Below are 12,837 nucleotides of genomic sequence, written 5' to 3' on the forward strand. Positions count from 1 at the left end.
TGAAAGAACAGCTAGGAAGTAAAAAGTGGCGGGGCTACCCCGCCACTTTTTTTACTCCTCATAGGACATTTCTGCTAGCCTTTTGTAGGTCTGATACCTTTCTTTGGCATTTTGCTCTGCTGCTTCGAATAATTCTTCTGCTATATCTGGGAATGTGTTCATTATTTGAGAGTAACGGATTTCGCTGTGCAAGAAATCCTTAAATGAAGTTGAAGGTTCTTTGCTGTCTAGCATAAAAGGATTTTTGCCCTCCTCTTTAAGTCGTGGGTCATATCGGTACAGATGCCAATACCCAGACTCAACAGCCTTCTTCTCTTGTGCTATAGTAGTTCCCATACCTGTTTTAATCCCATGGCTGACGCAAGGAGCATAGCAGATAACTAGTGAAGGACCTTTATAACTTTCAGCTTCTTTCATGACTTTAGCTACGTGGTTCATGTTAGCTCCCATCGAAACTTGTGCTACATAAACATAACCATAACTCATAGCCATCATGCCTAAATCTTTCTTTCTGATTTTTTTCCCAGAGGCTGAGAATTTTGCAACAGCAGCAGTTGGTGTTGCTTTTGAGGACTGACCGCCGGTATTTGAGTAAATTTCTGTGTCCATTACCAAGATGTTGAGATCTTCTCCGGAGGCGAGAACATGGTCAAGCCCCCCATAACCTATATCGTAGGCCCAACCATCTCCGCCTATCGCCCAGTGGGAGCGTTTGACGAGAAATTGCTTTTTATCTTTAATTTCCTCTAGGATGTAGTTTCCTAAAGTGTTAGATTCGATTAGTTGTATTAACTTTTCAGATGGTTCTTTTGACATCTCACCATCATCTTTATGTTCAAGCCATTTTTCCATAGCTAGTTTATAATCAGCAGGAAGATCTGCTTTTAAACCATCTCTCATAAGGTCTTCTAGCCTATCCCTGCATTGGCGCTCTGCTAACATCATGCCGTACCCAAATTCTGCGTTATCTTCGAATAAAGAGTTTGCCCAAGCTGGTCCTTTGCCATCGCTATTTCTACAGTAAGCTGTAGCGGGAGCACTTGCACCCCAAATTGAGGAACAACCGGTGGCATTTGCTATCATCATTCTCTCTCCGTATAGCTGGGTTAGAAGCTTTACATAAGCGGTTTCGCCACAGCCAGCGCAAGCCCCAGAAAACTCTAGAAGAGGCCTATTAAATTGGCTGCCCCTTAAAGTGAATTTATTTAATTTATCTTGTTTTGGGGTGATGTTTTCGATGGCATATTCCCAAATGTGGTTTGTAGACTCCATTTGTTGTCCTGCTTCTACCATTTCTAGTGCTTTATTTGGGGCTGGGCAGATATCTGCGCAGTTTGCACAGCCTGTGCAATCCATTGGAGAGATTTGAAGACTGTACTTTACGTCGTCAAAACCTTTGCCCTTAGCTTCTACCATCGGGAAATCTTCAGGTGCGTTTTCAAGCTCTTGGTTTGTCGGCAGCATTGGCCTTATGACGGAGTGTGGACAGATGTAGGAGCATTGATTGCACTGAATACAATTTTCCTTTATCCACCTAGGAATTGTAACAGCTATACCACGTTTTTCAAAGGCTGTAGTTCCATGAGGAAAGGTTCCGTCTTCTCGGCTTAAAAAGGCACTTACAGGCAAATTGTCCCCTTTATGTTTGGCCATGGGCCGCATTACTTCCCCGATGAAGCCTGGATAATCTTTTTTGATTTCTTCTTCCGATGCTTCTGACCATTGAGAAGGAACCAAAACTCGTCTTAACTTTTCAATTCCTGCATCAACTGCTTTGTGGTTCATGCTTACAATTTTTTCGCCTTTTTTGCCGTATACGTCACTTATGGCGTCTTTTAAATATTTTACTGCATCTTCTAAGGGTATAACTTCTGCAAGCTTGAAAAAGGCAGCTTGCATAATCATGTTGATACGACCGCCTAGGCCAATTTCATCAGCAATTTCAACAGCATCAATGGTGTAAAAGTTTATTTCGTTATCTGCAAGATATTTTTTTATTGAGGCAGGTAGAAAACCATCTAATTCCTCATCTGACCAGGAGCAGTTTAAGACGAAGGTGCCCTTAGGCTTTAAACCTTCTAAGATTTCGTATTGGTTTACGTATGCGGGGTTATGACAGGCCACAAAATCAGGCTGCCTTATTAGATATGGAGATTTTATTGGTTTATCCCCAAAGCGAAGGTGGGATATGGTAGTTCCACCTGATTTTTTACTATCGTAGGAAAAATAACCTTGAGCATACATATCGGTGTTGTCACCAATAATCTTGATCGCTGTTTTATTAGCTCCTACTGTGCCATCTGACCCTAACCCCCAGAACTTACAACTAACAGTTCCTTTAGGGGTTGTGTTAATTTCTTTTTCAATGTTTAAAGAAGTGTATGTTACATCATCTTCTATACCGATTGTAAATCCATCTTTAGGCTCTTTTCCATCAAGATTATCATAAACAACTTTGATATGGGATGGTGTGGTATCTTTAGAGCCTAGTCCATAACGCCCGCCAACTATAGTTAGCGCTTCTCGGTTATAAAACAAGCTTTTGATATCTTCGTATAACGGCTCGCCAACAGCACCTGGTTCTTTGGTTCTATCTAATACTGCAATCTTTTTAACTGTTTGAGGCAGAACCTCAAAAAAGTGTTTAGCAGAGAAAGGACGATATAACCTAACTTTGATCACACCTACTTTTTCACCCTGCTCTATTAGGTAATCCACAGTCTCCTCTATCGTTTCGCATACAGAGCCCATGGCAATTATTATCCTCTCGGCATCGTCAGCGCCATAATAGTCAAATGGTTTGTACATTCGACCGGTGCGTTTACCTAAAACCTCCATATAATGGGCTACAGTATCAGGTGCTTTTTCATAAAACGGGTTTGAAACCTCTCTACCTTGGAAATAAATATCTGGGTTTTGTGCAGTACCCCTAGTAACTGGAGCATTAGGATTAAGGGCCCTTTTTCTAAAGTCTTTTATGGCCTCATAATCGACCAACTCATCAAAAACATTATAGTCGATAATTTCAATTTTTTGATACTCGTGAGATGTCCTAAAACCATCAAAAAAATGTAGAAAAGGAATTCTAGATCTGATTGTAGCAAGGTGGGCAATTGCAGCTAAGTCCATACTTTCCTGAACGCTGCTAGAAGCAAGGAGTGCAAATCCTGTTTGGCGAGTAGCCATGACATCTTGGTGGTCGCCAAAAATTGAAAGAGCATGGGTAGCTAAAGCACGAGCGCTTACGTGAAAAACACATGGAAGTAGCTCGCCGGCAATTTTGTACATGTTGGGAATCATAAGTAATAGGCCTTGAGATGCAGTATATGTAGTAGTTAGAGCTCCAGCCTGTAAAGAGCCATGTACAGCTCCAGCTGCTCCTGCTTCAGATTGAAGCTGAGCTACCTTCACTTGTTGACCAAAAATGTTCTTTCTGCCGTGGGCAGACCATTCATCGACGCCCTCTGCCATCGGTGAAGATGGAGTGATTGGGTAAATTGCAGCAACATCTGTAAAGGCATATGAAACATATGCAGCTGCTTCGTTTCCATCCATAGTTTTAAACTTTTTATTATTCAATCTCAACTCTCCTTTTTTATAAAAAATTCCATACTTAGCATTATTGTGCTCAAATTTCCAAAAAGATATTAACTAAAAAAAGTAAAAGTATAAACATTTATTACAAATAAAAGGAAATAAAGATAATTTTGTCGAATAATGAAGATGACTATATATAAAGTTAAGGGAGTTGGGGAGATGAAAAAGTTTCGAATGACTTTGGGTGTTAAGATGGCGATTTCTTTTATAGCAGTGATTCTTTTAGTGACTGTTGTTTTAGGGTATGTCGCCATTAGTGTTGCAGCAAGCTTTATAACTTCTGAGCTATCAAATGTCGCTTTAAAAACTAGCGAAGATGTTGGGGTCTTGCTAGAAGATAAAGTTGATGAGCAGTTTGACTTGCTAAATGTTATTTCTGGTGAGCTTGAAAGTGTTGATATCGATAGTGAAGAGCAAAAAGAAGTTCTACATGAACATAGATATGTAAGTGGGTTTACTAGCTTTGCTATTGTAGATGATAATGGAAAGGCGTCCTTTATAGATGGTAGAGAGGAAGAACTTTCAGGCGAAGATATTCTTGTTAGAACCTTATCTGGTGAGAATGTAATTGCTCAGCCTAACTTTGATACAGGAGGAGCGCAGGTTTTGATGTCAGCACCTATAACAGAGGGTGGCGAAGTTGTTGGAGCTCTAATCGGTGAGATAAATGGTTATGAGTTATTAGGGGATATTAGTGAATTAAGTATTTCAGAGTTATTATACGAAATTCAAGAGGTTGGACTTAGTGCTGATTTTATAAATGAAAATGACTTTGAGGTAATTGGTGGGATGTACCAAGATCTAGAGAATGACTTTAATCGTATCGTCTCTGGACTGAGAGGGCTTATAATCAGGTACTTTGCTGTAATAATTATAGTGGGTATTGTTGCCGCTTTGATTTTATCAAAGACTATAACCCGCCCCTTAAGGGTTATGGTGTCAAGTAGCCAAAGATTAGCAGAAGGCGACTTTACACAAAGCTTAGATGACAAAATTTTAAAGCGCAAAGACGAGGTTGGAGACGTTGCCAGAAGCTTTAACAGCGTTGCCTCTTCGATGTCTAAGATGCTTCTTAAGGTTTTACAAAAGTCTGATGAGCTAAATAAAAGTTCTAAAGAATTGTATAACGGGGCAAACCAATTAAGCGAAGCAAATAACCAGGTTTCTGTTTCCGCAGATGAAGCTAACAGTAGTGCTGATTATCAAATTAAATCTGTTCAGTCTTCTATAAGTGTCATGAATGATATGATTTCAGCTATCCATGACTTAAATAAAGCCTCCAATCAAATATCTACCTTAAACACAGAAATGAAAGACAGCTCCGTACAAGGAGCGGATAATATAGCTAAGGTTAACGAACAAATGAATAACATCGGTAACTCCGTTGATAAAATGGTTCAATCTCTTAGCCGAGTAGAGTCCAGCTCTGACCAAATAACAGAGGTTGTTGACGTTATTCAACAGATTTCTAACCAGATAAACCTTCTTGCATTAAATGCTTCTATTGAAGCAGCACGAGCCGGTGAGGCTGGAAAAGGTTTTGGAGTCGTGGCGGAGGAAGTGCGGGTGTTAGCTGAAGAATCAAAAGATGCGATTGAGAAGATAACCAACATAGTGGAAGATAATAAAAATAACGTAAGCAGCACTGTTGAAACAATAAATGAAAATAAATCAAATGTAGATGTCGGGATGCAAACTATAAAAGTGGCTAATCAGTCTTTTTCGCAAATAACTTCAATTATTGATGATGTAAGCAAAGAAATTGAAAAAACTGCCGGTATGACAAATCAGTTAGATAGTGGCACAAATGAGGTGTCAAACTCTGTTAATGACGTAGAAAGCTCTAGCCAGAAGGTGGCTGGCGAAATGGAAAGCATTGCAGCTGCTACACAACAACAAACGGCGTCTATGGAAGAAATTAAAGAATATAGCAAACAGCTAGCGAACCTTGCCGATGAGTTAAAGGAAGCGGTAGATAGATTTAAAGTCTAGCTTAAAATCCCCTCATTATAAATTGTGAGGGGATTTTTTTACTCGAATCTCAATGTGCAAATAGTTTTTTATTACTTACTTTTGCGAATATAGTTAGGGTTATTGACCGGCTTTTTAAGGCATGTTAATATTAAGGCTCATTTTTTGTCAAAGGGAAGTGATGACATGCCAAAAAAGATTCAGTTTATCAGCGTATATATGGTTAAATGGCTAACTATTGCCACCTTTATGGGTGTGGGAGGAGGGTTAGCTGCCTATGTACTGAGAAACAGTATAGATTTTGTTGATGTATTAGGAATTATTTTACCTCTCTGGCTTGCCCCAATTATAGGAGGAGCTTTAGTTTCTTTGGTTTACCTATGGGATCCTGATGCAGCAGGGTTTGGGACAGATAAATATCTGCTAGCGATAAATAAAAGAAAAAAATCCAGTTCAAAACTAGAACCTTGTTTAGTAAGTTAATTGCCACAGCTGCAACTTTAGGGTTTCAAGGAAGTGGTGGTGTTGAAGGACCGATGTTAGTTATCGGTGGTGGTTTAGATAATCTGGTTTGCGCTTTCAGCTTCATTGGTTATAGCGGGGATGGCGGCAGCGTTAGCTGGAATAGCAAATGTGCCAATTAGCGCGGCTATCATGCTAGTAGAAATGGTGGGGCTTCAGCTAGGAGTTCCTGCAACCATCGGAAGTGTTATGGGTTATGCAGTAGCACAAAGCTCTGTCATTTATAATATTTCCTCTAAAGAGGGGAAAGAGTTCAAAAAGTATAAGGCTATAAGAAAAACTGATAGAAATCTAAAAGAACATTAACAGAAAAGCCTACTGCTAATTTTAAGCAGTAGGCTTTTCTGTTATGAAAAACTTTCAACTTGACTCAAACTTGAAATTAAAGGTCCCAGCGCCTATAATAAGATTGACAAATTTATTTATATAAAAGATGATAGATAAAAAGTTAATTATTGTATAGAATATTATTGTTGGAAGATAACACAATAAAAGCTTTCACTCCTTCTTTACTGAACCAGTAGGTGGGAGTTCTTATTTTGGTCATAGGGAGAGGTGTATAATGAGTCAGATTTTAATAGCTGCAATTGTTACTGTTTTTATTGCTATTTATACGATAATTAACTTTTATGTTGGAATAAGATTATGGTTATTTGTAAGTGCAATAATTCCTTTTTTTGAATCAGTTCTTTATTGGATGATTTTTTGGATTATAGCATATACATATGTAATTTCCAGGGTTTTTAATAAAATTTTTCCTTCAATAACTGTTAGAAGAGCCAAAAAGGTAGGAGCTTATTGGCTGGCTTTACTCTTTTATTTTATGATTAGTTTCGCTGTTATTGACTTAACAGTTTTCTTAGTTAACTTTTTTCGTCCTGGCTTTTCTGTGTGGGATAATGAGCTTTTTTTATTTTGGTTTGGAGCAATTTTTTTAGTTTTTATAACTGTGATAATAATAAAGGGGTATAAAAATGCCAGCGAGATAGAGGTTATAAATTATTCTATTGCCATTCCAAAAAAAAATATAGATTATGACAAACTAAATATAGTTGCTATTTCGGATTTGCATTTAGGGACAATTGTAGATAACAGGTTATTACAGAAGTTTGTAGATGAAGTAAATAGATTAGAACCGGATATAGTTGTCATCTTAGGAGATATAGTGGATGAAGATGTTCGCCCTTTTATTCAATTAAAAATGGAAGACACATTAGCCAAGATATCGCCTAAAATCGGTTCATTTGCAGTTTTAGGCAACCATGATTATTTTGGTGGAGGACATAAGCAGATAGCAGAAAGCCTTGAGCGTGCTAACATTAAGGTTTTGGTCGATGAGCACGTCACTGTTTTAGATAACTTTGTTATCGCAGGTAGAATGGACCCGGCTGGAGCGAAATATTGTGGTAAAGATCAAATTCCTCTTAATACCTGGATGAAAGATGTTGACTTTAGTAATCCAGTTGCACTTTTAACTCATCAGCCGACAAAATTTGATGAAGCTATCCAGATTGGCGTTGACTTACAGCTTTCTGGGCATACCCATAGAGGGCAGCTGTTTCCTAACAACTTTTTAACTAAAATAGCTTTTGAGAATCATTGGGGACAGTATAGTAAGGGAGAGTTTACCAGTATTGTAACTGCAGGCGCAGGGACCTGGGGGCCTCCTATTCGGACAGGTCATAAATCAGAGATTGTCCAAATTACTTTGAATATAAAAAAGGAAGGAGAGGAAAAGTGAATAGAAAAACCTTAATACTTTATTATTCTTTAGATGGTAACTGTAAGTTTGTTGCTGATGAGTTAGCAAACAATCTTGAGGGAGAGGTAGATACTCTTAGGATTGAGCCTAAAAAAGATATCACAGGTGGAAAGTTTAAAAGATACTTTTGGGGTGGGGCCCAGGTATTTATGAAAAAAGAACCAGAGATAAAGCCTATAAACCTAGATCTAGATGATTACGCTAATATCATAATAGGGACACCGGTTTGGGCTTGGACATTTTCGCCACCAATTAGATCATTTTTAAATTTATACCCTCTAACAGACAAAAAAATCGCCCTTTACAGCTGTCATGGGGGGCAACTAGGCAAAACAATTAACGACATGAGAAACTATCTACAAAATAATACTATCGTATCCGAAATGGACTTTTTCGAGCCTGCTACTAAAGATAGCGAAGTTAACAAAAAGACTATCGCTAAATGGGCCCAAAAGCTTCAGAAGGTGTTAAGTTAGAGGTGTAGTGGGGGAGGTCTTTAAGTGGGAACTGTACTAATTATAGTTGGCGTTATCACAGCGTTGATAATAGCCATGGTTGGAATTTTTATACCAGGGATACCTTCAATCCAGCTTTTATGGTTGTTATTGGCATTGGATTTTTGGTGGTGGGAGGTTTTCGATGTTTCCACAGCTGTTTTTATTGTGTTAACAGCGCTAACAGCGTTTGTATTTGTTTTTGATTATCTTGCTTCTACTGTAGGTGTAAAGCTCAGAGGCGGGTCGAGACCTGGCCTTGTGGGGAATATTTTAGGTATGGTTATTGGCTTTTTGGTTTTTAACATACCTGGGATGCTAATAGGCTGTTTTGTGGGGGCTTTTGTTGGTGAACTAATATATGGATATCATTGGAAAAAAGCTGCTAGCATCGCTTTAGGTGCTTTGCTCGGTTATGTTACAACAGTAATTGCTAAACTTTTTGTTTGGCTGCTTTTTGCAGTTACGGTAATCTATAATTTAATAGTGTTTTTGATATAAAATAAAGCTAGTGCCTTACGTTTTAAAACGTAGGGCACTAGCTTTAATCTAGTAAGTGTTTGTAGCTCTGAATATCTTTATAATTTATATCATTTGCGAAAACTGCGGATAGGTGTGTTTTGGCCCTGCTATTTTTCCCTAGTTTAAGGCAGGTTAAGCCTAAGTAATACCTAGCATCCATCATGTTAGGGTCCGGGTTTCTTCTTCTAATTGGACCTTGGTTTAACACTTCAAGGGCGGCGGTAAATTGTTCAAGTTTGAAAAAGCATTTGCCCAGCAAAATAGTTGCTTCTTCTTGGATATCTTTGACGTGGCGTAACTCTTGGAGTAGTGATATAGCTTGATCATACTCCTTTAGCTTATAATAGAAACTGGCTACACAATACTTGTATATAATATTTTCAGAATCGTTTTCTAGCAGTTTTTGCCCTAGCATTAAGGAATTTTTTAAATCATTTTCAAAATCATGGTAGCACATCATTAAGTAGTACATAGTTTCTTCATCATTTGGTTTGAGCTTATTAGCTTTTTGAAGCAAATCCAAAGCAGATGAATATTCGCCAATTTTTAGCTTTTTCATTGCCTTATTGAAAGAATCTATTGCTTTAGCTTCGTCTTTTTTCTGGTATGAATATATGTTGTATATCCCAAATATAAAAATGGGTATCCCTATTAAAAGAGGTATTGTCATAAGACCGACTATTATTAAAATCCATGCATGAGTAGGGTATTTGATGTTTTTTCGTGGCAATTTTACTTCTGCTGTAGGTGTAGTTTGGTGGTTGTTATTAGATGAAGGTGTTAAGCTAGCTTTACTTGGCCCTAAGCGCCTCTCTTTTACAAAGGACACCCCTGTTCCAGGAACAGAGACAGTCTGTCTTACACCTCTAGGGCCTATACCTACTCTAGCTCCTTTCACCCCTGTGCTAACTCCTACTCCTCTTTTACTTAAGTTTAATCGAACGCCCTTACCTAATTTAACACTTTTTCTAAATCTAAAACCCAAAGTAAAACACTCCCTTAAAAATACTTTAACTAAAGTATATAAACAAATGACAGAACTGTACAGTTATAAAGTTGCTTTTTAGGTAATTTTTTTACGGTTGACTTAGCATACCTGCGGGGGGTATACTGATATTAGAGCCTTTAAAATAAACTCGCTAGTTATATAAATGAAAGGGGCTATGACATGGAAGGACAAGAAGATATAAAGTTGTATTTTGGTTTAAGCGGTTTGTCATGTTCTAGTTGCGCAGCCAATGTTAAAAAGGCCTTAGAAGGCACTGAAGGAGTGTTAGAGGCTTCGGTAAACTTTGCAACGGAAAAGGGATTTGTTAAGCTGGATAGTAGTAAAGTAAGTCAAAAAGATATTACAGATTTGATTAAAGGGTTAGGATATGATGTAAAGTATGAGGATAGAGAAGAGGAGCATCAAAAAGTAGTGCTAGATGTTAGTGGAATGACATGTACATCTTGCTCTAATAGGTTAGAAAAAGTTATGTCAAACACGGAAGGGATTAAGTCCGCTAGCGTTAACTTTGCTTCGGAAAAGCTTAGCATAGAATATAATCCCTCCGATATTAAACTTGCAGAAATTCAGCAAAAGTCTAGAGACTTAGGGTTTGAGCTTATCCTAGAAGAGGATACAAAAGCTTTAGAAGTTGACGAAGATGAGATCAAAGTGGCAAAAGCTGAGAAGACAATGAAACTTTCTGCGCTTTTCAGTGGGGCAGTTATGCTTCTTATGATGGTTCATATGTTTATAACCCCAATACCAGGATATCTGCCGATTACTGCTGTTTTGGCTTTTCCTAATATATTCTGGTTGGGAAAAAATGTACACAAAGGAAGTTATAACGCCTTAAAAAACAAAACGCCCAACATGGACGTTCTAGTTTCGTTAGGGTCAGTTCCTCCATATGTCATCGGACTTACCGGTTTGTTTATCGCTGACATACAGACCTTTATTGAAATGGCTACTACGATAATGACTTTTCACTTAATTGGAAAATACTTAGAGATCAGGGCTAAAGGAAGAGCCTCTCAGGCTATTAAAAAGCTAATACAAATGGGAGCAAAAACAGCTAAAATTATAAAAGATGGTAAAGAAATAGAAGTTCCTGCCAAAGAGCTACAGGTGGGGGATGTTATGGTGATACGTCCAGGAGACAAAATACCCACCGACGGTGTTGTAGTTGAGGGGAGCTCTTTAGTTGATGAGTCAATGGCAACGGGAGAGCCTGTTCCTGTTAAAAGAAAAGTAGAAGACGAGGTAATTGGTGCAACCATTAACAAACAAGGAACTATGAAGGTTAAGGTTACCAAGGTAGGCAAGGATACATTTTTATCTCAGGTTATAAAAATGGTGGAAGAGTGCCAAGGTTCTAAAGTTCCTATACAGGAGTTTGCAGATAAAATTACTGGCTACTTTGTTCCCGTTATTATAGGGCTTACAGTACTAGTGTTCATATCATTTAACTTATTTCCCGATTTTCACATGAGTATAATTAATTGGGGTGCACAGTTTTTACCATGGGTAAACCCCGATCTTACTCCTCTCACCTTGGCCTTTATAACGGCTACTGCTGTGTTAGTAATCTCCTGTCCATGTGCCTTAGGGTTAGGAACTCCAACTGCTCTGATGGTGGGAAGTGGAATGGGTGCTGAAAAAGGGATTTTAATCAGAAATGGTGAAGCTGTACAAACATTTAAAGATATTAAGGTTATAGCCTTTGATAAAACTGGCACCATAACTAAAGGTAAGCCAGAAACTACAGACCTTCTACCTGCAGAAGGCTTAAGTGAAAGTGATGTGCTATATGCCGCTGCTAGCTTAGAAAATACTTCAGAGCATCCTTTGGCCCATGCCATTGTTGAAAGCGCAAAATCGCAAGAGATTAAGCTAGGGGAAGTTACGGATTTTAGTGCTATTGTTGGTAAAGGAGTAGCAGGATTCGTTGATGGTGAAAGAGTGCTAGTGGGGAACAGAAAACTTATGAAGGAAAATGATGTGGACTTTAAACACCAGCAAGACAGGCTTGTTCAGCTAGAAAACGAAGCAAAGACAGCGATGATGGTAGCTAAGGGTAATAAGTTAATCGGGGTTGTAGCTGTAGCAGATCCTATTAAAGAAGACTCTAAAAAAACAATAGCTGAAATTGAGAAAATGGGTATTAAAACAGCTATGATCACTGGAGACAATAATAGAACAGCTAATGCTATAGGTAAAAAAGTAGGGATTAGCTCTGTTATTTCAGAAGTGCTGCCTGATGGGAAAGTTAATGAGGTTAAAAACTTACAGGAAAAATATGAAGTTGTTGCTATGGTGGGAGATGGAATAAATGATGCTCCAGCTTTAAAGCAATCTAATGTTGGAATAGCGATAGGAACTGGTACAGATATAGCCATAGAAGCAGCTGATGTTACATTGGTGAAAGGTGAGTTAAGCGGTATTATTTCAGCAATCAATCTATCAACTGCAACTTTTAAAAAAATTAAGGAAAATTATTTCTGGGCGTGGTTTTATAATGCGATTGCCATCCCAGTGGCTATGCTAGGCCTATTACACCCAATGATTGGAGCTGCGGCTATGTCTGTGAGCTCATTAAATGTAGCATACAACTCGTTGCGACTTAAAAAAGTAGACGTAGACCCTAGTTATCTAAAACAAAACTAAAGGGAGGTAAAAACATGGCTATTGTTGAAGTGACTGTAGTTCCTTTAGGAACCCAAACTCCAAGCTTAAGTATGTATGTAGCAGGTACTCATAAGCTTCTAAAAAGCCAAGATAAAGTAAACTATCAACTTACCCCCATGGGGACTATTTTAGAAGGAGACTTAGATGAGTGTTTAAGTTTAATTAGAAAAATGCATGAAGTTCCTTTTGAGGCAGATACCGCTAGGGTTAGCACCCAAATAAGAATTGATGATCGTAGAGATAAAGAATCGTCGATGGATAAAAAAATTAATTCAGTAAATGAAAAGCTATAA

General features: G+C 38.2%; 10 protein-coding genes. 8 read left to right on the top strand and 2 right to left on the bottom strand.

Going from position 1 to position 12,837, the window contains the following annotated elements; all coding sequences use genetic code 11:
- Positions 1-51: 51 nt before the first annotated feature.
- Positions 52-3,555 carry a pyruvate:ferredoxin (flavodoxin) oxidoreductase gene (gene nifJ / locus PRVXH_RS04865; protein ID WP_353894545.1) on the bottom strand — a complete coding sequence of 1,168 codons (3,504 nt, stop codon included), beginning with the start codon at positions 3,553-3,555 and terminating at the stop codon, positions 52-54.
- A 201-nt stretch (positions 3,556-3,756) separates the two neighbouring features.
- Here nifJ and PRVXH_RS04870 point away from each other — a divergent pair, with 201 nt between their 5' ends.
- The 6 genes from PRVXH_RS04870 (at position 3,757) to PRVXH_RS04895 (ending at position 8,847) form a co-directional block, all read left to right on the top strand.
- A complete protein-coding gene (locus PRVXH_RS04870) occupies positions 3,757-5,589 on the top strand; it encodes a methyl-accepting chemotaxis protein (protein ID WP_353894189.1) in 1,833 nt (610 codons plus the stop codon).
- Positions 5,590-5,754: 165 nt separating this feature from the next.
- A complete protein-coding gene (locus PRVXH_RS04875) occupies positions 5,755-6,051 on the top strand; it encodes a hypothetical protein (protein ID WP_353894190.1) in 297 nt (98 codons plus the stop codon).
- A gap of 105 nt (positions 6,052-6,156) precedes the next feature.
- The gene (locus PRVXH_RS04880; protein WP_353894191.1) at positions 6,157-6,396 is read left to right on the top strand and encodes a chloride channel protein; all 240 of its coding nucleotides are present in this window, start codon (positions 6,157-6,159) and stop codon (positions 6,394-6,396) included.
- A gap of 256 nt (positions 6,397-6,652) precedes the next feature.
- The gene (locus tag PRVXH_RS04885; RefSeq protein ID WP_353894192.1) at positions 6,653-7,831 is read left to right on the top strand and encodes a metallophosphoesterase; all 1,179 of its coding nucleotides are present in this window, start codon (positions 6,653-6,655) and stop codon (positions 7,829-7,831) included.
- On the top strand, positions 7,828-8,328 hold the full coding sequence (locus PRVXH_RS04890) for an NAD(P)H-dependent oxidoreductase (RefSeq protein ID WP_353894193.1): 501 nt from the start codon (positions 7,828-7,830) through the stop codon (positions 8,326-8,328). Before PRVXH_RS04885 ends, PRVXH_RS04890 begins: the two co-directional genes overlap by 4 nt.
- Positions 8,329-8,352: 24 nt before the next feature.
- The gene (locus PRVXH_RS04895; protein WP_353894194.1) at positions 8,353-8,847 is read left to right on the top strand and encodes a DUF456 domain-containing protein; all 495 of its coding nucleotides are present in this window, start codon (positions 8,353-8,355) and stop codon (positions 8,845-8,847) included.
- A 43-nt stretch (positions 8,848-8,890) separates the two neighbouring features.
- On the opposite strand, the gene PRVXH_RS04900 is transcribed toward PRVXH_RS04895, so the two are convergent.
- Positions 8,891-9,853 carry a DUF4236 domain-containing protein gene (locus tag PRVXH_RS04900; RefSeq protein WP_353894195.1) on the bottom strand — a complete coding sequence of 321 codons (963 nt, stop codon included), beginning with the start codon at positions 9,851-9,853 and terminating at the stop codon, positions 8,891-8,893.
- A gap of 183 nt (positions 9,854-10,036) precedes the next feature.
- Between PRVXH_RS04900 and PRVXH_RS04905 the strand changes: the two genes are divergently transcribed.
- Both PRVXH_RS04905 and PRVXH_RS04910 read left to right on the top strand, forming a co-directional pair.
- The gene (locus tag PRVXH_RS04905) at positions 10,037-12,523 is read left to right on the top strand and encodes a heavy metal translocating P-type ATPase (protein WP_353894196.1); all 2,487 of its coding nucleotides are present in this window, start codon (positions 10,037-10,039) and stop codon (positions 12,521-12,523) included.
- A gap of 14 nt (positions 12,524-12,537) precedes the next feature.
- Complete coding sequence (locus PRVXH_RS04910; protein WP_353894197.1) at positions 12,538-12,837, top strand: MTH1187 family thiamine-binding protein; 300 nt, start codon at positions 12,538-12,540, stop codon at positions 12,835-12,837.

Origin of the sequence: Proteinivorax hydrogeniformans (assembly GCF_040515995.1) — a bacterium.
Lineage (GTDB): Bacteria > Bacillota > Proteinivoracia > Proteinivoracales > Proteinivoracaceae > Proteinivorax > Proteinivorax hydrogeniformans.